17 protein-coding genes and 1 riboswitch are annotated in these 21,198 nt (G+C 70.2%); all 17 genes read right to left on the bottom strand.

Features of this window, described 5'->3' with window-relative positions; all coding sequences use genetic code 11:
- Window positions 1-13 precede the first annotated feature (13 nt).
- Window positions 14-1,867, bottom strand: coding sequence for a phosphomethylpyrimidine synthase ThiC (thiC, locus tag ACGHC0_RS03995; protein WP_415267496.1), 1,854 nt, complete (start codon window positions 1,865-1,867; stop codon window positions 14-16).
- 165 nt (window positions 1,868-2,032) lie between these two features.
- A riboswitch (TPP riboswitch) is annotated at window positions 2,033-2,159 on the bottom strand.
- A 56-nt stretch (window positions 2,160-2,215) separates the two neighbouring features.
- Window positions 2,216-2,392 carry a hypothetical protein gene (locus ACGHC0_RS03990; protein WP_013593233.1) on the bottom strand — a complete coding sequence of 59 codons (177 nt, stop codon included), beginning with the start codon at window positions 2,390-2,392 and terminating at the stop codon, window positions 2,216-2,218.
- 12 nt (window positions 2,393-2,404) lie between these two features.
- Window positions 2,405-3,328, bottom strand: coding sequence for a UDP-3-O-acyl-N-acetylglucosamine deacetylase (gene lpxC / locus ACGHC0_RS03985; RefSeq protein WP_368354081.1), 924 nt, complete (start codon window positions 3,326-3,328; stop codon window positions 2,405-2,407).
- Between the two features lie 261 nt (window positions 3,329-3,589).
- A complete protein-coding gene (ftsZ, locus tag ACGHC0_RS03980; protein WP_208910396.1) occupies window positions 3,590-4,822 on the bottom strand; it encodes a cell division protein FtsZ in 1,233 nt (410 codons plus the stop codon).
- A gap of 191 nt (window positions 4,823-5,013) precedes the next feature.
- Window positions 5,014-6,243 (bottom strand): cell division protein FtsA, encoded by a 1,230-nt coding sequence (ftsA, locus tag ACGHC0_RS03975; protein WP_011793983.1) that lies wholly within the window; start codon window positions 6,241-6,243, stop codon window positions 5,014-5,016.
- Window positions 6,244-6,267: 24 nt separating this feature from the next.
- Window positions 6,268-7,095 (bottom strand): cell division protein FtsQ/DivIB, encoded by an 828-nt coding sequence (locus ACGHC0_RS03970; RefSeq protein ID WP_415267495.1) that lies wholly within the window; start codon window positions 7,093-7,095, stop codon window positions 6,268-6,270.
- Window positions 7,092-8,099 (bottom strand): D-alanine--D-alanine ligase, encoded by a 1,008-nt coding sequence (locus ACGHC0_RS03965; protein WP_415267494.1) that lies wholly within the window; start codon window positions 8,097-8,099, stop codon window positions 7,092-7,094. Before ACGHC0_RS03965 ends, ACGHC0_RS03970 begins: the two co-directional genes overlap by 4 nt.
- Window positions 8,096-9,523, bottom strand: a complete 1,428-nt coding sequence (gene murC, locus ACGHC0_RS03960) for a UDP-N-acetylmuramate--L-alanine ligase (protein ID WP_368354079.1) — start codon at window positions 9,521-9,523, stop codon at window positions 8,096-8,098. Before murC ends, ACGHC0_RS03965 begins: the two co-directional genes overlap by 4 nt.
- Window positions 9,520-10,587, bottom strand: a complete 1,068-nt coding sequence (murG, locus tag ACGHC0_RS03955) for an undecaprenyldiphospho-muramoylpentapeptide beta-N-acetylglucosaminyltransferase (protein WP_415267493.1) — start codon at window positions 10,585-10,587, stop codon at window positions 9,520-9,522. Before murG ends, murC begins: the two co-directional genes overlap by 4 nt.
- A 79-nt stretch (window positions 10,588-10,666) precedes the next feature.
- Window positions 10,667-11,950, bottom strand: a complete 1,284-nt coding sequence (gene ftsW, locus ACGHC0_RS03950; protein WP_368354077.1) for a putative lipid II flippase FtsW — start codon at window positions 11,948-11,950, stop codon at window positions 10,667-10,669.
- Entirely contained in the window at window positions 11,947-13,974 is a 2,028-nt protein-coding gene (gene murD, locus ACGHC0_RS03945) for a UDP-N-acetylmuramoyl-L-alanine--D-glutamate ligase (protein WP_415267492.1), read from the bottom strand. The genes ftsW and murD overlap by 4 nt, the downstream gene beginning before the upstream one ends.
- Window positions 13,971-15,149, bottom strand: coding sequence for a phospho-N-acetylmuramoyl-pentapeptide-transferase (gene mraY / locus ACGHC0_RS03940; protein WP_368354075.1), 1,179 nt, complete (start codon window positions 15,147-15,149; stop codon window positions 13,971-13,973). Before mraY ends, murD begins: the two co-directional genes overlap by 4 nt.
- A complete protein-coding gene (locus ACGHC0_RS03935) occupies window positions 15,140-16,642 on the bottom strand; it encodes a UDP-N-acetylmuramoyl-tripeptide--D-alanyl-D-alanine ligase (RefSeq protein ID WP_415267491.1) in 1,503 nt (500 codons plus the stop codon). Before ACGHC0_RS03935 ends, mraY begins: the two co-directional genes overlap by 10 nt.
- On the bottom strand, window positions 16,639-18,198 hold the full coding sequence (locus ACGHC0_RS03930) for a UDP-N-acetylmuramoyl-L-alanyl-D-glutamate--2,6-diaminopimelate ligase (RefSeq protein ID WP_415267490.1): 1,560 nt from the start codon (window positions 18,196-18,198) through the stop codon (window positions 16,639-16,641). Before ACGHC0_RS03930 ends, ACGHC0_RS03935 begins: the two co-directional genes overlap by 4 nt.
- Entirely contained in the window at window positions 18,195-19,940 is a 1,746-nt protein-coding gene (locus tag ACGHC0_RS03925) for a peptidoglycan D,D-transpeptidase FtsI family protein (protein WP_107132158.1), read from the bottom strand. Before ACGHC0_RS03925 ends, ACGHC0_RS03930 begins: the two co-directional genes overlap by 4 nt.
- Window positions 19,937-20,266, bottom strand: coding sequence for a cell division protein FtsL (gene ftsL, locus ACGHC0_RS03920; protein WP_011793972.1), 330 nt, complete (start codon window positions 20,264-20,266; stop codon window positions 19,937-19,939). The genes ACGHC0_RS03925 and ftsL overlap by 4 nt, the downstream gene beginning before the upstream one ends.
- Window positions 20,263-21,198, bottom strand: a complete 936-nt coding sequence (rsmH, locus tag ACGHC0_RS03915; protein ID WP_019700867.1) for a 16S rRNA (cytosine(1402)-N(4))-methyltransferase RsmH — start codon at window positions 21,196-21,198, stop codon at window positions 20,263-20,265. The genes ftsL and rsmH overlap by 4 nt, the downstream gene beginning before the upstream one ends.

The following is a 21,198-nucleotide window of genomic DNA, read 5'->3' as shown; positions in this document are numbered from 1 at the left end:
CGGGCAGACGGCATCACACCGGCTGGATCGGCACGTACAGCTCCCCGCCCGTGCCGCGGAACTCCTGGGCCTTTTCCTGCATGCCCCGGGCCGCGAAGTCGCGCACTTCCTGCGTGATCTTCATCGAGCAGAACTTCGGGCCGCACATCGAGCAGAAGTGCGCCACCTTGGCCGAGTCCTTGGGCAGGGTCTCGTCGTGGTACTGCTGCGCGGTTTCCGGGTCCAGGCCCAGGTTGAACTGGTCCTGCCAGCGGAAGTCGAAGCGCGCCTGGCTGAGCGCGTCGTCGCGCGCGCGGGCTCCTGGATGGCCCTTGGCCACGTCGGCCGCATGGGCCGCGATCTTGTACGCGATGATCCCCTGCTTCACGTCGTCGCGGTTGGGCAGGCCCAGGTGCTCCTTGGGCGTCACGTAGCAGAGCATGGCCGTGCCCATCCAGCCGATCATGGCCGCGCCGATGGCGCTGGCGATGTGGTCGTAGCCGGGGGCGATGTCGATGGTCAGCGGCCCGAGCGTGTAGAACGGAGCCTCGTGGCAGGTCTTGAGCTGCTCGGTCATGTTGGCCTGGATCATGTGCATGGGCACGTGGCCGGGGCCCTCGATCATGGTCTGCACGTCGTGCTTCCAGGCGGTCTGCGTGAGTTCGCCCAGCGTGCGCAGTTCGGCGAACTGCGCCTCGTCGTTCGCATCGGACGCGCAGCCGGGCCGCAGGCCGTCGCCCAGGCTGAAGCTGACGTCGTACTGCTTCATGATGTCGCAGATGTCCTCGAAGTGCTCATAGAGGAAACTCTCGCGGTGGTGCGCCATGCACCACTTGGCCATGATGGAGCCGCCGCGCGAGACGATGCCCGTGCGCCGCTGGGCCGTCAGGTGGATGAAGGCCAGCCGCACGCCCGCATGGATGGTGAAGTAGTCCACGCCCTGCTCGGCCTGCTCGATGAGCGTGTCGCGGAAGATCTCCCAGGTCAGGTCTTCGGCGATGCCGCCCACCTTCTCCAGCGCCTGGTAGATGGGCACGGTGCCGATGGGCACGGGGCTGTTGCGCACGATCCAGTCGCGCGTGGTGTGGATGTTCCTGCCCGTGGAGAGGTCCATCACGTTGTCCGCGCCCCAGCGGATCGCCCAGACCAGCTTTTCCACCTCTTCCTCGATGCTGGAGGTGACGGCCGAGTTGCCGATGTTGGCGTTGATCTTGACCTTGAAGTTGCGCCCGATGGCCATGGGTTCGACCTCGGGGTGGTTGATGTTGGCCGGGATGATCGCGCGGCCGCGCGCCACTTCGTCGCGCACGAATTCGGGCGTGATGATCTTCGGGATGCTCGCGCCCATCGGGTTGCCGGTCAGGCGCTGCTCGCGGGCGGCGTCCTGCTGGTACTGCGCCATCCATTCGCGGCGGCCGTTCTCGCGCAGGGCGACGTACTCCATCTCGGGCGTGACGATGCCCTTCTTCGCATAGTGCATCTGCGTGACATTGCCGGTGTGGTTGGCACCGCTCCTGGCGCGCAGGGGCGTGCGCTGCAGGGCGGCGGCCTCGGCGCGCAGCGCGGCCAGGCGGGCGGCGTCCTCGGACCGGCTGCCGTCGTCCAGAGCCACCCGCTGGCGGCCTTCGTAGCGCTCGGTGTCGCCGCGGCCCTCGATCCACGCGCCGCGCACGCCGGGCAGGCCCCGGCGCACGTCGATCCCGGCAGCCGGGTCGGTGTAGGGGCCGGACGTGTCGTAGACGCTGACCTGCTCGCCATTGGTGAGCGCGATGTCGCGCACGGGGACGCGCACATCGGGGCGGCTGCCGATGAGGTAGTTCTTGGTGGAGGCGGGGAAGGGTTCGCGGGTCAGCGAGAGCAGCTGGGCGAACTTGTCGGGGGCGTTCATGGCGGGCAATCTCCTCGGGTGGATGGAAATGTGCTCCGCATGGGGCCAGGTGCGCCGTACCGGCCCCGGATGGAGGCGCCCGCTGCGCGGACCTTCCCCATGAAAGGGGGATGGCGCGTGGCGGCCAGGCGGATGCCCCGGAAGGCATCCGCCTGCAGGTGCGGGAATCCCGGCTGCAGCTCTTCTTACGCTGGTACTAACCAGATCAAGTTCGCGGTTCCGGCGGTCAGGTCCGCCGTCTCAGCACGCCCAGAAACCTTTCGAGTCTCTACGTGCACCCCGGAGCAGGCGCGAGTATAGGAGCGATGCCCGGCCGTGTCACCCCACGGCGGGGCACGCCAGCGGACATCAGAGGAAGCGCTCGAGCGCCAGCACCGCGAAGAAGGCGAAGGCCGAGAGCACCGTCCACTTGACGATCACGATGCCGAAGCGCTTGTAGCGCGGCTGCCCGGTGGCCACATAGAACACGAACGACACCACCGCCAGCAGCAGCAGGAAAAAGAACAGACCGCGGAACAGCAGCATGGCGGCGCGGCCTCACCAGGCCTGCACGGGCGCGGCGAACCCGGAGGGTGCCTGCCGTTCGCTCTCGAACGTGGCGATCTCCCACGCATCCTCCTGGGCCAGCAGTTCGCGCAGCAGACGGTTGTTCATCGCGTGGCCCGAGCGGAACGCGCTGTAGGCCGCCAGCAGCGGATGGCCGACGATGTACAGATCGCCGATGGCGTCGAGGATCTTGTGCTTCACGAACTCGTCGTCGTAGCGCAGGCCGTCGGCATTGAGCACCTTGTAATCGTCCATGACGATGGCGTTGTCGAGCCCGCCGCCCAGCGCGAGGCCGCTCGCGCGCATCATCTCCACGTCCTTCGTGAATCCGAAGGTGCGCGCGCGCGCGATGTCGCGCGTGTAGTTGCCCGCGCCGAGGTCGAACTCCACGCTCTGGCCGGTGGAATCCACGGCCGGGTGGGCGAAGTCGATCTCGAAGCGCAGCTTGTAGCCGTGGTAGGGCTCCAGCCGCGCCCACTTGAGCTGCTGGCCCTCGCCCTCGCGCACTTCCACGGGCCGCGTGACGCGGATGAACTTCTTGGGCGCGTTCTGCAGCACCACGCCGGCGCTCTGCAGCAGGAACACGAAGGAGGCCGACGAGCCGTCGAGGATGGGCACCTCCTCGGCCGTGATGTCGATGTAGAGGTTGTCCAACCCCAGGCCCGCGCAGGCCGACATGAGGTGCTCGACCGTATGCACCTTGGCACCGCCCACGCCGATGGTGGAGGCCATGCGGGTATCGACCACCGACTCGGCGCGGATCGGGATGTCCACGGGTTCGGGCAGGTCGATGCGGCGGAACACGATGCCCGTGTCCGGCGCGGCCGGACGCAACGTGAGCTCGACCCGCTGGCCACTGTGCAGGCCCACGCCGACGGCGCGGGTGAGGGTCTTGATCGTGCGTTGCTGGAGCATCCCGCAATTTTAGGTGGCGGCACCCGTCCCTGCCCGCACAGATGGCTATGCCATCCATAGCCCATGCGTCACAACGGAAACAAAAAGCCGCCCTGCTCCTTGCGGAAGCGGGGCGGCCAGAGAGTGCGGAAATCCATGATTCAGGGTCACGGCCGTGAATCATTCACGACCTCACCCGTCAGAAGGCCGCGGAGCAGGCCATGCCGGCAGACGCCGTGGAACCGGCTTTGCCGGGCCACCGGCGACTCAGGGGGGAGCCAATCAGTCCGCCTGCTTGCGCAGGAAGGCGGGGATCTCCAGGTCGTCCATGCCGCCCGAGGACAGCGCATCCACGCGGGCCGCGGCCTGCGTGCGGTTGGTGCGCCAGACGCTGGGCACCGACATGTTGCCGTAGTCGGCCTGCGATGCAGCACCACCCACCAGGCCACCGGCCGCGCCCACGGCGGCACCTGCGATGGGCATCTGGTAGGCGATGTTGTCGGTGCCGGTGCGCAGGCCGCCCTGCACCACGGAGATCGGCTGGCGGCGCGCGTTGGCGCGCGACAGGCCGGTCGCCACGACGGTGACGCGGATGTCGTCGCCCAGGCTGTCGTCATAGGCGGCGCCGTAGATGACGTGCGCATCGGGCGAGGCGTAGGCGTTGATCGTGCTCATCGCCAGGCGCGACTCGGACAGCTTGAGGCTGCCCTTGGCGGCCGTGACCAGCACCAGCACGCCCTTGGCGCCCGAGAGGTCGATGCCTTCCAGCAGCGGGCAGGCCACGGCCTGCTCGGCGGCGATGCGGGCGCGGTCGGGACCGCTGGCGGTGGCCGTGCCCATCATGGCCTTGCCGGGCTCGCCCATCACGGTGCGCACGTCCTCGAAGTCCACGTTGACGTGGCCGTACTCGTTGATGATCTCGGCGATGCCGCCCACGGCGTTCTTCAGCACGTCGTTGGCGTGCGCGAAGGCTTCGTCCTGGGTGATGTCGTCGCCCAGCACTTCCAGCAGCTTCTCGTTGAGCACGACGATCAGCGAATCGACGTTGGCTTCCAGCTCGGCCAGGCCGTTGTCGGCGTTCTGCATGCGGCGGCCGCCCTCCCAGTCGAAGGGCTTGGTGACCACGCCCACGGTGAGGATGCCCATCTCCTTGGCCACGCGTGCGATCACGGGTGCGGCGCCGGTGCCGGTGCCGCCGCCCATGCCGGCGGTGATGAACAGCATGTGCGCGCCCTGGATGGCCTGGCGGATGTCTTCCTGCGCGGCCTCGGCGGCCTCGCGGGCCTTCTCGGGCTTGCTGCCGGCGCCCAGGCCGCTGTGGCCCAGCTGGATGACGCGGTGCGCGCTGCTGCGGGTGAGCGCCTGCGCATCGGTATTGGCACACACGAACTCCACGCCCTGCACCTGGCGCGAGATCATGTGCTCGACGGCATTGCCGCCGCCGCCGCCGACACCGATCACCTTGATCTGCGTGCCCTGGTTGAATTCTTCGGCTTCGATCATTTCGATGGTCATGCTGGTGCTCCTAGTCCTGGTCTTTCACGTGAGATTTGCGGTTGGCCGTTGCGGCCGGTAGGTCATACGAATGGGAAAACGGTGCTGCGGGGGTGCCGGTGCACGCCGCGGGAGGGCCCGTGCCCCGCCATCGGAGGCGGCCACGGGCCGGGGAACTTTCGCGGACAAGCCGTTGCAGAGGGGTTCGCATGTCAGAAGTTCCCGATGATGAAATCCTTGAACCGTCCGAAGGCCGTCTTCACCGAGCCGCTCTTCTGGGCCACCTTGAAGCCGCGCAGGCGTGCCTGCCGCGCCTCTTCGAGCAAACCCATGACGGTAGCAGCACGGGGCTGGGCCACCATGTCGGACAACGCGCTGGAATACTTCGGAATGCCGCGGCGCACGGGCTTGAGGAAGATGTCCTCGCCCAGTTCCACCATGCCGGGCATGATGGCGCTGCCGCCCGTGAGCACGATGCCCGAGGAGAGCACCTCCTCGTAGCCCGACTCGCGGATCACCTGCTGCACCAGCGAGAAGATCTCCTCCACGCGCGGCTCGATCACGCCGGCGAGCGCCTGCTTGCTCAGCATGCGGGGGCTGCGGTCGCCCAGGCCCGGCACCTCCACCTGCGCCTCGGGATCGGCCAGGAGCTGCTTGGCGTAGCCGCTCTCGACCTTGATGTCCTCGGCATCCTTGGTGGGCGTGCGCAGCGCCATGGCGATGTCGCTGGTGATGAGGTCGCCGGCGATCGGGATCACGGCGGTGTGGCGGATGGCCCCGCCCGTGAAGATGGCCACGTCGGTCGTGCCCGCGCCCACGTCCACCACGGCCACGCCGAGCTCGCGCTCGTCGTCGGTCAGCACCGCCTGGCTGGAGGCGAGCGGGTTCAGCATGAGCTGCTCCACCTCCAGGCCGCAGCGGCGCACGCACTTGATGATGTTCTCGGCCGCGCTCTGTGCGCCGGTCACGATGTGGATCTTGGCCTCCAGCCGGATGCCGCTCATGCCGATGGGCTCGCGCACGTCCTGCCCGTCGATCACGAATTCCTGCGGTTCCACGAGCAGCAGGCGCTGGTCGGAGGAGATGTTGATGGCCTTGGCGGTCTCGACCACGCGCGCCACGTCGGCGGGAGTGACTTCCTTGTCCTTGACGGCCACCATGCCGCTGGAGTTCAGGCCCCGGATGTGGCTGCCGGTGATGCCCGTGTAGACGCGCTGGATCTTGCAGTCGGCCATCAGCTCGGCCTCTTTCAGGGCCTGCTGGATGCTCTGCACCGTGGCGTCGATGTTGACGACCACGCCGCGCTTGAGCCCGTTGCTCGGGGCCACGCCCAGGCCGGCCAGTTTCAGGTCGCCGCCGGGGAGCACCTCGGCCACCACGGCCATCACCTTGGCCGTCCCGATGTCCAGCCCCACCACCACGTCTTTGTATTCTCGTGCCATATCTTTGTGTGTCCTGACTAAGGGTCAGCGATTCCTTGGAGGCGTGCGGCGCACGGCCGCCCGCACGGCGCGCGGTGCGTCGCCCTCGACGGTGGTCACCCCGCGCAGCCGCAGCGCGTAGCCGTCGGGATGGCGCAGGTCGGCGGATTCCAACGCGTCGGGCCGGCGCCCGTACTGGGCCGCCACGCGCGCCACGGTGCGCACGAAGCGCCGCGTGCGTGCCTCGACGTCTTCCGGCGCGCCGCCGCCCAGCTCCAGCGCCGCGCCGCCCGACAGCGACGCCCGCCAGCTGCCGCGCGTGGACAGCTCCAGCGTCGCGAGGCGCGCGCCCAGGGGCTCCACCACCGGGGCGAGCCGCTGGTACATGCGCATCACCGCTTCCGACTGGCCCTGCGGGCCCTGCAGGCGGGGCAATTCGTCGTCTTCCAGGTCGTCGGCGCTGGCATCGAAAACCTCGCCGCGGGTGCTGAGCAGGGTCGATCCCTCCTCCGGCCCCCAGTAGGCGAAGGCGTCGTGCTCCTGCAGTTCCACGCGCAGGCCGTTGGGGAACTCGCGCCGCACCAGCGCGCGGCGCACCCACGGCACCTGCTCGAAGGCTTCGCGCACGGCGGCCAGGTCCATGGTGAAGAAGTTGCCCACCAGGTGCGGGCCGACATTGGCGCGCAGCGTCACCGCGTTGTTGTGGACCAGCTCGCCCTGCACCACGATGCGCCCGATAGCGAACATCGGGTGGTGCCGCGCCCACGAGCCGGCGGCCACCAGCACGGCCGCGGCGCAGCCCACGAACAGGACCGTCGCGGTCCAGTTCATGAGCTTCACGTCCAGCGGTGCGGGCAGCGTGTTCGTGGTCATGCGGCTCCCGGATGTCCTGCGGCGTCCACCTGGCCCTGGCGTGCGTCGAGCGACGCCCCCGCCAGGATGCGCAGGCACAGTTCCTCGTAGCTCACGCCCATGGCGCGCGCCGACATGGGCACCAGCGAATGGCCGGTCATGCCGGGAGAGGTGTTGATCTCCAGCAGGAAGGGCTTGCGGTCGCTCGCGCGGATCATGATGTCGGCGCGGGCCCAGCCGCGGCACTGCAGCGTGCGGAACGCCTCCACCACCAGGCGCTGGATCTCGCGCTCCTCCTGCCCGGGCAGGCCGCTGGGGCAGTGGTACTGCGTGACGTCGGTGAAGTACTTGTTCTGGTAGTCGTAGTTGCCCTCGGGCGCCACGATGCGGATCACCGGCAGCGCATGGGCGCCCGCGCCCTGCCCCAGCACGGGGCAGGTGGTTTCCTCGCCGTCGATGAACTGCTCGCACAGCACTTCGGGGTCGTAGCGCGAGGCAAGGCGGTAGGCCTGCTCGCACTGGCCGGGCGAGGTGACCTTGGTCAGCCCGATGGTCGAGCCCTCGCGCGAGGGCTTGACGATCATGGGCGAGCCCAGGTCCTTGAGCGCCTGCGCGGTCTCGGCGGCGCTCGATACCAGCCGCCAGTCCGGCGTGGGCAGGCCCTCGAAGCGCCAGATGCGCTTGGTCATGATCTTGTCCATCGCGATGGACGACGCCATCACGCCCGGGCCGGTGTAGGGAATGCCCAGCAGCTCCAGCGCGCCCTGCACGGTGCCGTCCTCGCCATGCCGGCCGTGCAGCGCGATGAAGCAGCGCGCGTAGCCGTGGCTCTTGAGTTCCGAGAGGTCGGACTGCGACGGGTCGAAGGCGTGCGCGTCCACGCCGCGCGCGCGCAGCGCCTGCAGCACGCCGCCGCCGGACATGAGCGAGACCTCCCGCTCGGCGGAGTCGCCGCCCATCAGGACCGCGACCTTGCCCAGGGCACGCACGTCGATTTCGGAATCTTTCAGGCCCACCGCCGTCACCGTCCTTCCTGCACCGCCGGCGCCTCGGCCCGCAGCATTTCCACCACCTTCGCGGGCACGGCGCCGATCGAGCCGGCCCCCATGCACAGCACCACGTCGCCGCCGCGCGCGTTGTCCGCGATGCGCCGCGGCAGCTCGCCGATGTCGTCCACGAAGACCGGCTCCACCTGCCCTGCCACGCGCACCGCCCGGGCGAGCGAGCGGCCGTCGGCGGCCACGATGGGCGCCTCGCCGGCCGCATAGACCTCGGTGAGCAGCACGGCGTCGGCGCTGCCCATCACCTTCACGAAGTCCTCGAAGCAGTCGCGCGTGCGGCTGTAGCGGTGCGGCTGGAAGGCCAGCACGAGACGGCGACCCGGGAACGCGCCGCGCGCCGCGGCGAGCGTGGCCGTCATTTCCACGGGATGGTGGCCGTAGTCCTCGATCAGGGTGAAAGTGCCGCCGCCCTGCGCGGGCAGTTCGCCGTAGCGCTGGAAGCGCCGGCCCACGCCCTTGAACTGCGCGAGCGCGCGCAGCAGCGCCTCGTCGGGGATGTTCAGCTCCACCGCCACGGCGATCGCCGACAGCGCGTTGAGCACGTTGTGCTCGCCCGCGAGGTTCAGCACCACGTCGAGGTCGGGCAGCGTGACGCCGTTGCGGCGCTGCACGCGGAAGCGCATGCGGCCCGCATCGGCCCGCACGTCCACCGCGCGCACCTGCGCATCCTCGGAGAAGCCGTAGCTCGTAACGGGGCAGGTGACGTCGGGCAGGATCTCGCGGATGGCCGGGTTGTCGGTGCAGAGGATGGCCGTGCCGTAGAACGGCATGCGGTGCAGGAAGTCAACGAAGGCCGACTTCAGCCGGCCGAAATCGTGGCCGTAGGTCTCCATGTGGTCGGCGTCGATGTTCGTCACCACCGCCATCACGGGCAGCAGGTTGAGGAACGATGCATCGGATTCGTCGGCCTCGACCACGATGTACTCGCCCTGCCCCAGCTTGGCATTCGCGCCCGCGCTGTTGAGGCGCCCGCCGATCACGAAGGTCGGGTCCAGCCCGGCTTCCGCGAGCACGCTGGTCACGAGGCTGGTGGTGGTGGTCTTGCCGTGCGTGCCGGCGATCGCGATGCCGCGCTTGAGGCGCATCAGCTCCGCCAGCATCAGGGCGCGCGGCACCACGGGGATCTTGCGCTCGCGCGCGGCCAGCACTTCGGGGTTGTCGGCCTGCACGGCGGTGGAGGTGACCACCGCGTCGGCGCCCTCGATGTGCGCTGCCGCATGGCCCACGTGGGTGGCGATGCCCAGCGCGGCCAGGCGGCGCAGCGTGGCGCTGTCGGCCAGGTCCGAGCCCGAGATCTCGTAGCCCAGGTTGAACAGCACTTCGGCGATGCCGCACATGCCGGCGCCTCCGAGGCCCACGAAATGGATGTGGCGGATGGCGTGCTTCATGCGGTCAACTCCTCGCACGCGTTCGCCACCTCGCGGGTGGCGTGGATCTTCTGCATCGTCTTGGCTTTCAGCGCGCGCTCCAACAGCGCTTCGCGCTCCGTATTTTGTAGCAATTGCGCCAACGCTTCGGCAGAGAGGTCGCGCTGCTGCACGAGCCATCCGCCGCCGGCGTCGGCGAGGAAGCGGGCGTTGGCCGTCTGGTGGTCGTCCACCGCGTGCGGGAAGGGCACGAAGACGGCCGCCGCGCCCACGGCGGCGATCTCGGTCACCGTGCTCGCGCCCGCGCGGCAGACGATGAGGTCGGCCTCGGCGAACGCGGTGGCGGTGTCGTCGATGAAGGGGGTGAGCGTGGCCTCGACGCCCGCGGCGGCGTAGTTCGCGCGCAGCGCATCGATCTGGGTGGCGCCGCTCTGGTGGGTGACCACCGGGCGACGCTCCGCGGGAATGAGGGCCAGCGCCTGCGGCACGATGTCGTTGAGCGCCTTCGCGCCCAGGCTGCCGCCCACGACCAGCAGGCGCAGCGGGCCGCTGCGGCCCGCGAAGCGCGCCTGCGGATCGGCCTGGCGCGTGAACGCGGTGCGCAGCGGGTTGCCCACCCACGCGCCCTTGCGCAGCGCACCGGGGAAGCCGGTGAAGACCCGGTCGGCCACGCCGGCCAGCACCTTGTTGACCAGGCCGGCGACGGAATTCTGCTCGTGCACCACGAGCGGCTTGCCGCAGAGCACGGCCATCATGCCGCCGGGGAAGGTGACGTAGCCGCCCAGCCCCACGACCACGTCGGGCTGCACGCGCCGCACCACCGCGAGCGCCTGCCAGAACGCGCGCAGCAAACGCAGCGGCAGCAGCGCCAGCGTGGCCAGGCCCTTGCCTCGCACGCCCGAGAAATCGATCGGCTCGAAGGCGAAGCCCTGCGGCGGCACGATGCGGGACTCCATGCTGCCGGGCGTGCCCAGCCAGTGCACGTTCCAGCCGCGCGCGCGCAGTTCCTCGGCCACGGCCAGGCCGGGGAAGATGTGGCCGCCGGTGCCGCCGGCCATCACGAGGGCCGTCCTGGGGGTGCTCATACGCGGCCTCCGCTCATCGGCGCTGCGCGCCCCGCCGCGCTGGCACGCGGCGAATGCTTGTTTTGGCGAAACAAGCACCTCATACGCGGCCTCCGCGCATGAGGTGCTTGTTTTCATAGTCGACGCGCAGCACCACCGCAATCGCGACGAGGTTCATGAGGATGGCCGAGCCGCCGAAGCTCATGAGCGGCAGCGTCAGGCCCTTGGTGGGCAGGGCGCCGAGGTTCACGCCCATGTTGATGAAGGCCTGGAAGCCCATCCAGATCGCCACGCCCTGCGCGACGAGGCCCGCGAAGACGCGGTCCAGGGCGATGGCCTGGCGGCCGATGTGCATGATGCGGCGCGTCATCCAGAAGAACAGCGCGATCACGACCAGCACCCCGGCGAGGCCGAACTCCTCGCCGATCACGGCGAGCAGGAAGTCGGTGTGGGCTTCGGGCAGCCAGTGCAGCTTCTCCACGCTGCCGCCCAGGCCGACGCCGAAGATCTCGCCGCGGCCGATGGCGATGAGCGAGTGCGACAGCTGGTAGCCCTTGCCGAGCGCGTGCGCCTCGCTGAAGGGGTCGAGGTAGGCGAAGATCCGCTCACGCCGCCAGGGGCTGCCCATGACCATGATGGCGAAGGCCAGCACCAGCACGGCGGCGATGAGGAAGAACATGCGGGCGTTGACGCCGCCCAGGAACAGGATGCCCATGGCGATGATCGCGATCACCATGAAGGCCCCCATGTCGGGCTCGGCCAGCAGCAGCACGCCCACGACCGCCACCGCCACGCCCATGGGCAGCACGGCGCGGAAGAAGCGCTCCTTCACTTCCATCTTGCGGACCATGTAGTCGGCCGCGTAGATCAGCACCGCGAACTTCGCGAGTTCGGAGGGCTGGAAATTCATGATGCCCAACGACAGCCAGCGCCGCGCGCCGTTGACCACCGTCCCCACGTGCGGCACGAGCACGGCCACCAGCAGGACGATGGAAAGCACGAACAGCCAGGGCGCCACCCGCTCCCACACGGACATGGGCACCTGGAAAGCGAGCAGCGCCGCCACGAAGCCCATTGCCAGCGCGAAGATGTGGCGCATGAGGAAATGCGTGGGCGCGATCTTGCCGAAGCGCGGGTTGTCCGGCATGGCGATGGAGGCCGAATAGACCATGACCAGCCCCCAGGCCAGCAGCGCCACCACCACCCAGAGCAGGGCCTGGTCGAACCCGAGCACGCGCGCCGGGGTGGTCGTGGTCTGGCGGTACTCCGTGCCGCCCACGCGCACGGGCAACACGTCGGCCGCGGGCGCGGCGCCGCGGCCGAACCAGCCGGCCATCCGCTGGCGCAGGCCCTGCGGAGACGATGCAGCAGCGCCCGCGTTCATGCCAGCCCCCCTTCCAGCGCCTGTCCGGCCTCGTCCGCGAGCGCCTGCACGGCCTCGCGGAACACCTCGGCGCGGTGTTCGTAGTTGCGGAACATGTCGAAGCTCGCGCAGGCGGGCGACATCAGCACCGCATCGCCCGCATGGGCCCGCTGCGCGGCCAGGCGCACGGCCTCCGGCAGCGTGGGCGCGTCGATCAGCGGCACGCCCGCATCCCGCAGGGCGGCGCGGATCTGCGGCCCGTCGCGGCCGATGAGCACCGCGGCGCGCACGTAGCGCGACACCGGCATGGCCAGCGGCGAGAAGTCCTGGCCCTTGCCGTCGCCGCCCAGGATCACCACGACGCGGCGGTCGGCGCCCAGGCCGCCCAGCGCGGCCACCGTGGCGCCCACGTTGGTGCCCTTGCTGTCGTCGAAATACTCCACCTCGTTCACGCGGCCCAGGGGCTCCACGCGGTGCGGCTCGCCGCGGTACTCGCGCAGGGCATAGAGCATGGGCGCGAACGGGCAGCCGGCCGCATGCGCGAGCGCCAGCGCGGCCAGCGCGTTCACGGCGTTGTGGCGGCCGCGGATGCGCAGCGCGTCGGCCGGCATCAGGCGCTGGATGTGCAAATCTTCTTCGGCGTGGCTGCGCGTGCGCTTCGCCGTCTCGTCGGACTCCTGCGCGCGCACCAGCCAGGCCATGCCGTTGACGGTCTCGATGCCGAAGTCCCCGGGTCGCTGGGGCATGTCCGCCCCGAACGTCACATGGGCACGCAATTGCGGCTTCTGCAGCTTCAAGCGCACGGGCGGCGGCAGCATGCCCATCACGGCGGCGTCCTCGCGGTTGAGCACCATGAGGCCGAATTCGCCGAAGATCCGGGCCTTGGCGCGCGCATAGGCCTGCATGTCGCCGTGCCAGTCGAGGTGGTCCTGCGTGACATTGAGCACGGTCGCAGCGGTGGGTTCGAAGCCGGCCGCGCCTTCGAGCTGGAAGCTGGAGAGTTCCAGCACCCAGGCCTGCGGCAGGGTGTCGGCGTCCAGGTGGCGGCCCAGGGTGTCGAGCAGGGTCGGGCCGATGTTGCCGGCCACGGCCACGGAGCGGCCCGCGCATTCGACGAGCAGGCCGGTGAGCGAGGTCACCGTGGTCTTGCCGTTGGTGCCGGTGATGGCCAGCACCGCGGGCGCGTAGCCATGGGAGTCCTTGAGCGCAGCCAGCGCCATGGAGAAAAGTCCGAGTTCGCCGCCCGTGGCGATGCCCTCGGCGGCGGCCGCGACGAACACGGGTGCCACCGTGTCGGGCGCCAGGCCCGGCGAGCGGTAGACGGCATCCAGGCCTTGGCCCTGCACCAGCGCCGCGTCGAACGCGCCCGCGACGAAGCGCACCCCGGGCAGTTCGGATTGCAGCACGGCCAGCTGCGGCGGTGCCTCGCGGGTATCGGCCACGGTCACGTCCCCGGCACCGCAGCGTACGCACCAGCGTGCCATGGCCAGTCCCGAAGCGCCCAGGCCCAGGATGAGGATGCGGCGGCCCGCCAGCGGGCGCAGCGTGTCCGCGGGACGGCCGAGGGGTTCAGCGGGCTCCTCTCCATCCGCCGGGACCTGTGCGCCGGCAGCCTCGCCCACGGGAGCCTCGCGCGCATCGGCGGGATCGGCTGCCGGGGATGCCTCGGCCTGGACGTCCGCGAAGATGCGGGCCACGAACTCCGCGGCCTCCTGCGCCGCGGAAACGCGCGGCGCGGTCATGTCGATTCCGTCCGCCAGCGCCACCGGCTGCGCGCCGGTCTCTGCCGCCGGCTCCAGGGTGCCGGCGGCCTCCACGGCAGCCGGAGCGTCGACGGTGAGGGCGGCTTCGATGGCGCGCGCGGGCGCATCTCCCCCGGCCGGGCCTTCGGCTGCCGCACCCTCTGCAACAGGGCTGTCGGCTGCCGGGCTCTCGGCTGGCGCAGGCGCCTCCTCCGCCACGGCGGCGGGACGGGGCCATGGCGCGGCTTCGGCGCCCAGGGGGGCGCCGGCGGCGGGATGGAGGTCGCGGTCGATCGGGTTCATCGCAGTTTGAGCGTGGTGAGGCCGATCAGGCACAGCAGCATGGTGATGATCCAGAAGCGCACGACGACCTGCGTCTCCTTCCAGCCGCTCTTCTCGAAATGGTGGTGCAGCGGCGCCATCTTGAGCAGGCGCCGGCCCTCGCCGTAGCGGCGCTTGGTGTATTTGAACCACGTGACCTGCAGCATCACCGACAGGGCCTCGACCACGAAGATGCCCCCCATGATGGCCAGCACGATTTCCTGGCGCACGATCACGGCGATGGTGCCCAGGGCGCCGCCCAGCGCGAGCGCGCCCACGTCGCCCATGAACACCTGCGCCGGATGGGTGTTGAACCACAGGAAGGCCAGCCCCGCGCCGGCCATGGCCGAGCAGAAGATCAGCAATTCGCCCGCGCCGGCGATGTTGGGAAAGAGCAGGTATTTGGAATACACCGCGCTGCCCGTGACATAGGCGAACACCCCCAGGGAGGCGCCCACCATGACCACCGGCATGATGGCCAGGCCGTCCAGCCCGTCGGTCAGGTTGACCGCGTTGCTGGAGCCCACGATGACGAGGTAGGTCAGGATCACGAAGCCCAGCACGCCCAGCGGGTAGCTCACTTCCTTGAAGAACGGCACGAGCAGGCCCGCCTGGGGCGGCAGGTCCATCGAGAAACCCGACTGGATCCAGGTGACGAAGAGCTCGAACACGCGCGCGTTGGAATTCTCGGAAATGCAGAACACCAGGTAGAGCGCGGCCACGATGCCGATGACGGACTGCCAGAAGTACTTTTCGCGCGAGCGCATGCCTTCCGGGTCCTTGCGCACGACCTTGCGCCAGTCGTCCACCCAGCCGATGGCACCGAAGCCCAGGGTGACGGCCAGCACCACCCAGACGAAGCGGTTGGACAGGTCGAACCACAGCAGCGTGGAGATGGCGATGGCGCCCAGGATGAGCACGCCGCCCATGGTGGGCGTGCCGCTCTTGGACAGGTGCGATTCCATCGCGTAGCCGCGGATCGGCTGGCCGATCTTGAGCGCGGTGAGCATGCGGATCACCTTCGGGCCCGCCAGGAGCCCGATGAGCAGCGCCGTCATGGCCGCCATCACCGCACGGAAGGTGAGGTACTGGAAGACGCGGAAGAAGCCGAATTCGGGCGACAGGCCCTGCAGCCACTGGGACAGCATCAGGAGCATGCGGCCCCCCCTTGCAGGGCAGCGCGCGCGCCCGCTGCGGCGCCCTGGCCGCTGCCTCCGGGGTGGATCTGCGACACCGCATCCGGCGCCTCCAGCGCCTGCACCACCTGTTCCATCTTCATGAACCGCGATCCCTTCACCAGCACGCTGCCTGTCGAGGGCGCGGCTTCCTGCACCGCCGCGAGCAGCGATGCCATGTCGTCGAAATGCCGTGCCTGCGGCCCGAAGGCCTGCACGGCGTGAATGCCGAGCGCTCCCAGCGCGAACAGCCGCTCGATGCCGCGGTCGCGCGCATGCGCTCCCGCTTCCGCGTGGAACCGCGGCCCCTGGTCGCCGACCTCGCCCATGTCGCCCATCACCAGCAGCCGCGGGCCGGGCAGTTCGCCCAGCACGTCGATGGCTGCGTGCATGGAATCGGGGTTGGCGTTGTAGGTGTCGTCCACGGCCGTGATCCGGCGGGAGCCGCCGCCCGGCTGCGGCACCGCGGCCGTGAAGGCGCGCGAGCGGCCCTTCACCGGCTCGAAGGCCGCGAGGCCGCGCGCGATGGCGTCGAGCGGAGCCCCTGCTGCCAGCGCGCAGGCCGTGGCGGCCAGTGCGTTGGCCACGTTGTGGCGCCCTGCGATGCGCACGGTGCCATCGAATCCGCCCAGGGGCGTGTCGATGTGTACGTTCCAGGCGCCGGAATCCCAGTGCGCACGGGTGCAGCGCACGTCCGCCGTGGAGCCGGGCTCCATCCCGAACGCGAGGCAGCGGCGCGCGCCGGCCAGGCCGCGCCAGAGCGGCGCATAGGCATCGTCCGCCGGGAACACCGCCACGCCGCCGGGCGGTAGCGCGGAGATCACCGAGCCGTTCTCCTCCGCCACCGCCTGCACCGTGTGCATGAATTCGAGGTGCTCGCGCTGGGCGTTGTTGACCAGCGCGACCGTGGGCTGCGCGATGCCGGCCAGCACCGCGATCTCGCCCGGATGGTTCATGCCGAGCTCGATCACCGCGGCCTCGTGCGCGGCGCGCAGGCGCAGCAGCATGAGCGGCACGCCGATGTCGTTGTTGAAGTTGCCTTGCGTTGCAAATGCGGCGTCGCCCTTCCAGGCACGCAGCACCGCCGCGGTCATTTGCGTGACGGTGGTCTTGCCGTTGCTGCCCGTGACGCCGATCAGGGGCAGGTCGAGGCGCGCGCGCCAGCCGGCGGCCAGGGCGCCCAGGGCGGCCAGGGTGTCGGGTACCTCGATGCCGGGCAGTGCCGCGGCATCGAGCCGGCCCGGGTGGGCCAGGGCCGCTGCCGCGCCGCCCGCATGCGCCTGCGCGAGGAATGCATTGGCGTCGAAACGCTCGCCCCGCAGCGCCACGAACAGGTCGCCCGCCTGCAGCGTGCGCGTGTCGGTGTGCACGCGCAGAAGGGGCGTGCCTGGCTCGCCCACGAGGCGCGCCTGCGGGATGCGGGCCTGCACGAGGGCATGGGCCTGCTGCAGCGTGAGCATGGGAGTGCCGCTCATGCCGTGCCCCCCGCGTCCCTGCCGGCCGCGGACTCGCGCTGCGCCAGCGCGGCGCGCGCATGGGCGGCGTCCGAGAACGGCCGGCGCACGCCCGCGGATTCCTGGTAGTCCTCGTGCCCCTTGCCGGCGATGAGCACCACGTCGCGCCCGTCCGCTTCGGCGATGGCGCGCGCGATGGCGGCATCGCGCTCGGGCTCGGCCTGCACCGTGGTGCCGGCCACCGTGCCCAGCAGGATCTCGTGCAGGATGGCACCCGGCGCCTCGTTGCGCGGGTTGTCGCTGGTCACGATCACCGCGTCGGCGCGTTGCTGCGCGATGCGGCCCATGAGCGGCCGCTTGGCCCGGTCGCGGTTGCCGCCGCAGCCGAAAACGCACCACAGCCGCCCGCCGCGCTGCTCCGCCACGGGGCGCAGCGCCTGCAGGGCCTGCTCGAGCGCATCGGGCGTGTGGGCGTAGTCCACGGCCACCAGCGGCTGGCCAGGTTCGTGGATGAGTTCCATGCGGCCCGGCACCGGCGCGAGCTGTGCGCAGGCCCAGAGCGCATGTTCGAGCGGAATGCCCAGCGCGCGCAGGCTGGCGACCACGGCGAGCAGGTTGTGGATGTTGTAGTGTCCGATCACGCGCGTCTGCAGCACGTGGGCCTGCACGCCTTCGGCCACCGTGAAGCGCAGGCCGCCCTCGCCCCACGTGATGTCGCGGGCCTGCAGCCGGGCCGGGCCGGTGATCGAGGTGGTCCAGAGGTCGATGGGGCGCTGCGCGAGCGTGTCCGCCAGCTCGCCACCGCGCGGATCGTCGATGTTCACGACCGCCGCCTGCAATCCGGGCCAGTCGAAGAGCGCGCTCTTGGCCTGCCAGTAGGCTGCCATGCCCGCGTGGTAGTCCAGGTGGTCCTGCGTGAAATTGGTGAAGACGGCCACGCGCAGGCGCATGCCCGCCAGGCGGTGCTCCGCCAGCCCGATGGACGAGGCCTCGATGGCGCAGGCGCCCAGCCCGTTGGCCACGAAGCCGGCAAAGGCCTGCTGCAGCCGCACGGGGTCGGGCGTGGTGAGGCCGGTGCCTTCCAGCACGGGCGGCACGCCCACGCCCAGGGTGCCGATCAGGCCGCAGCCGCCGTGGGTGGCCAGGCCGCTGCCCGCCAGCTGGTTCAGCGCATCGGCGAGCCACCAGGTGGTGCTGGTCTTGCCGTTGGTGCCGGTCACCGCCACCACGTCCAGGCGCTGCGTGGGCATGCCGAACCAGTCGGCGGCCAGCAGGCCGGTGGCGGCCTTGAGGTCGCGCAGCGCCGCCACGCCGTCGGCGCCGAAGCGGAAGGCCTCCACGCCTTCGCGCTCCACCAGGCAGGCGGCCGCGCCGCGCGCGAGCGCCTCGCCCACGTGCATGCGGCCGTCGGTGGCCGCACCGGGCCAGGCGATGAAGATGTCGCCGGGCTCGACCTGGCGGCTGTCCGTGCGCAGCGCGCCGTGCGGTGCATGGGCGCGCAGCCACTCCAGCGCCTCCGGCACGGAGCCGAGCAGCGGGGGCGTGGGGTGTCCGGACGGGGACTGGGGCTCGGTCATAGCGACTCCTCCACGCCGTTGGAGACGATCCGGGGCTTGACGGCCATGTCCGGCGCCACGCCCATCATGCGCAGCGTCTGCTGCACGACTTCGCTGAACACGGGCGCAGCCACGGCGCCGCCGTAGAACGAGCCGGCACTGGGCTCGTCGATCATCACCGCGACGATGATGCGCGGCTTGTCGATGGGCGCCATGCCGGTGAACCAGGCGCGGTACTTGCCGGAGGCATAGCTCTTGCCCACCTGCTTGCGCGCCGTGCCGGACTTGCCGCCCACGGAATAGCCCACGGTCTGCGCCTGCTGGCCCGTGCCGCCCGGGCCTGCCGCCATCTGCAGCATCTTGCGGATCTGCGAGGCGGTGCGCTCGGAGAACACCGGCACGCCCACGGCGGGCTCGCTGGTCTTGAGCATGGTGGCAGGAATGATCTTGCCGCCGTTGGCGAACACCGTATAGGAGCGCGCCATCTGCAGCAGGCTGGCCGAGAGGCCGTAGCCGTACGACATGGTGGCCTGCTCGACCGGGCGCCAGGTCTTGTAGGGACGCAGCCGCCCGCTCACCACGCCGGGGAAATGGATCTGCGGCTTCTGGCCGAATCCCGCGGCGGAGAAGGTTTCCCACATCTCCTTGGCCGGCATCTGCATGGCGATCTTGGTCGTGCCCACGTTGCTGGACTTCTGGATCACGCCCTCCACGGTCAGCACGCCGTAGTTGTGGGTGTCGGAGATCGTCGAGCCCGTGATCGTGACGCGCCCGGGGTTGGTGTCGATGATGGTGTCGGGCCGCACGCGGCCGGTCTCGAGCGCGAGCCCGATGGTGAACGGCTTCATGGTCGAGCCGGGCTCGAACACGTCGGTGATGGCGCGGTTGCGCAGCTGCTCGCCGGTCAGGTTCTGCCGCTTGTCGGGCACGTAGCTCGGGTAGTTGGCCAGCGCCAGCAGCTCGCCGGTGTGCGCATCGATCACGACCACGCTGCCCGCCTTGGCCTTGTGCAGCGCCACCTGGTCGCGCAGCTTCTGGTAGGCGAAGAACTGCACCTTGCTGTCGATGGACAGCTGCATGTCCTTGCCATCGACCGGCGGCACCTCGGCCCCCACGCCTTCCACGACGCGGCCCAGGCGGTCCTTGATGACGCGGCGCGAGCCGGGCTTGCCGGCCAGGTCCTTGTCGAACGCCAGTTCCACGCCCTCCTGGCCATGGTCTTCCACGTTGGTGAAGCCGACCACGTGCGCGGCCGATTCGCCCTCGGGGTACTGGCGCTTGTATTCCTTGCGCTGGTAGATGCCCTTGATGTCCAGGGCGGCGATCTGCTGGCCCACCTCCCAGTCGAGCTGCCGCTTGATCCAGACGAAGGTCTTGTCCTCGTCGGCCAGCTTCGCCTGCAGGGCGGACAGCGGCATCTCCAGCAGCCTGGCAAGCTGCCGCAGCTTGGCCTGCACCTCGGGCTTGTCCTGCTCCACGTCTTCCGGAATGGCCCAGATGCTGGCGGCGGGCACGCTGGAGGCGAGGATGAGCCCGTTGCGGTCCAGGATGCGGCCGCGGTTGGCGGGCAGTTCCAGCGTGCGTGCGAAGCGCACTTCGCCCTGGCGCTGGAAGAAGTCGTTGCCGAACACCTGCACGTACGCCGCGCGCCCGGCCAGCGCCAGGAAGCCCAGCGCCACCATGGCGACGATGAACTTGCTGCGCCAGACGGGCGTCTTGCTCGCGAGCAGCGGGCTGGAGGTGTAGAGGACGCTGCGGCTCATCGGCGAACTCCCGCAGGCGCCGTGGCGGCGGAGGCCGGCGCGGTGGGGGTCGGCACGGGCGTGCCGTCGTCCGTCACGTACTGGGTGATCGCGGGCGTGGCCGTGCGCATCTGCAGCCGGTCGCGCGCGAGCTTCTCCACCCGCAGCGGCGTGGCCTGGGCGCGTTTCTCGACCTGCAGCCGCTGGTGTTCCGTCTCCAGGCGGCGGGACTCGCCGATGGCGCGGTCCAGCTCGGTGAACAGCAGGCGCGACTCGTACTGCGTGTGCACGAGGTAGAGCGCGCTGGCCAGCACGCCCAGCAGCAGCACGAGGCTCAGGCGCGTCATGCCGGCACCTCCGTGCGCTCGGCCACGCGCATCACGGCGCTGCGCGCGCGCGGGTTGGCATCCACCTCGGAGGCGCCCGGCTTGATGCGGTCCAGCGCCTTCAGCCGCATCGGCTGCGGGGCGGCGAACGGCGCGCGGCGGTCATAGACCTCCCGGGAGTGCTGCGCGATGAACTGCTTGACGATGCGGTCTTCGAGCGAATGGAAGCTGATGACCGCGAGCCGGCCTCCCGGCGCGAGCACGCGCAGGCTGGCCTCTAGCGCGGCCTGCAGCTCCTCAAGTTCTGCGTTGATGAAAATCCGAAGAGCCTGAAAGGTCCGGGTCGCGGGGTTCTGGCCGGCCTCGCGGGTCTTGACCGCGCCAGCCACGAGCTGGGCCAGCTCGGAAGTGGTGCGCAGCGGGCCGCGCTCCGCGCGCCGAGCAGCAATCGCCTTTGCAATGGGGCCAGCAAACCGTTCTTCACCGTATTCACGAATCACCTCCGCAATCTGCCCCACGTCGGCCGTCGCCAGCCAGTCGGCCACGCTCTCGCCGCGCGTGGTGTCCATGCGCATGTCCAGGGGGCCGTCGAACCGGAAACTGAAGCCGCGCCCGGGGCTGTCGATCTGCGGCGAACTCACGCCGAGATCCATGAGGATGCCGGCCGCGCTGCGCTCAGGCAGGTCGGCCAGGTGGCGGAAACCCTCGTGCCGAATGGAAAAGCGCGCATCGGTGATGCGCGCTGCTTCCTGGATCGCCTCGGGGTCTTTGTCGAAAGCCACGAGGCGGCCCTGCGGCCCCAGCCTCTCCAATATCCTGCGCGAGTGCCCTCCCCGGCCGAAGGTCGCGTCGATCCAGACGCCGGCGGGCGAGGGGCCGGCGCCCCCCAGCAGGGCATCGACCGCCTCGTCCAGCAGGACGGTGGTGTGCAGCAGTGTCGTGGTGTCCGCCAT

This window comes from Acidovorax sacchari, assembly GCF_042847045.1.
In the GTDB taxonomy this organism is placed as follows: domain Bacteria; phylum Pseudomonadota; class Gammaproteobacteria; order Burkholderiales; family Burkholderiaceae_C; genus Paracidovorax; species Paracidovorax sacchari.
This window is presented reverse-complemented; position numbering and strand designations above follow the sequence as displayed.

Excerpts from the sequence above, each read along its gene's own strand:
- ftsL (WP_011793972.1), bottom strand. The coding sequence starts at position 20,266 with ATGACGCGCCTGAGCCTCGTGCTGCTGCTGGGCGTGCTGGCCAGCGCG.
- ACGHC0_RS03970 (WP_415267495.1), bottom strand. The coding sequence starts at position 7,095 with ATGACCACGAACACGCTGCCCGCACCGCTGGACGTGAAGCTCATGAAC.
- lpxC (WP_368354081.1), bottom strand. The coding sequence starts at position 3,328 with ATGCTCCAGCAACGCACGATCAAGACCCTCACCCGCGCCGTCGGCGTG.
- mraY (WP_368354075.1), bottom strand. The coding sequence starts at position 15,149 with ATGCTCCTGATGCTGTCCCAGTGGCTGCAGGGCCTGTCGCCCGAATTC.
- murD (WP_415267492.1), bottom strand. The coding sequence starts at position 13,974 with ATGAACCCGATCGACCGCGACCTCCATCCCGCCGCCGGCGCCCCCCTG.
- murG (WP_415267493.1), bottom strand. The coding sequence starts at position 10,587 with ATGAGCACCCCCAGGACGGCCCTCGTGATGGCCGGCGGCACCGGCGGC.
- murC (WP_368354079.1), bottom strand. The coding sequence starts at position 9,523 with ATGAAGCACGCCATCCGCCACATCCATTTCGTGGGCCTCGGAGGCGCC.
- ACGHC0_RS03930 (WP_415267490.1), bottom strand. The coding sequence starts at position 18,198 with ATGACCGAGCCCCAGTCCCCGTCCGGACACCCCACGCCCCCGCTGCTC.
- ACGHC0_RS03925 (WP_107132158.1), bottom strand. The coding sequence starts at position 19,940 with ATGAGCCGCAGCGTCCTCTACACCTCCAGCCCGCTGCTCGCGAGCAAG.
- rsmH (WP_019700867.1), bottom strand. The coding sequence starts at position 21,198 with ATGGCGGACACCACGACACTGCTGCACACCACCGTCCTGCTGGACGAG.
- ftsZ (WP_208910396.1), bottom strand. The coding sequence starts at position 4,822 with ATGACCATCGAAATGATCGAAGCCGAAGAATTCAACCAGGGCACGCAG.
- thiC (WP_415267496.1), bottom strand. The coding sequence starts at position 1,867 with ATGAACGCCCCCGACAAGTTCGCCCAGCTGCTCTCGCTGACCCGCGAA.
- ftsA (WP_011793983.1), bottom strand. The coding sequence starts at position 6,243 with ATGGCACGAGAATACAAAGACGTGGTGGTGGGGCTGGACATCGGGACG.
- ACGHC0_RS03935 (WP_415267491.1), bottom strand. The coding sequence starts at position 16,642 with ATGAGCGGCACTCCCATGCTCACGCTGCAGCAGGCCCATGCCCTCGTG.
- ftsW (WP_368354077.1), bottom strand. The coding sequence starts at position 11,950 with ATGAACGCGGGCGCTGCTGCATCGTCTCCGCAGGGCCTGCGCCAGCGG.
- ACGHC0_RS03990 (WP_013593233.1), bottom strand. The coding sequence starts at position 2,392 with ATGCTGCTGTTCCGCGGTCTGTTCTTTTTCCTGCTGCTGCTGGCGGTG.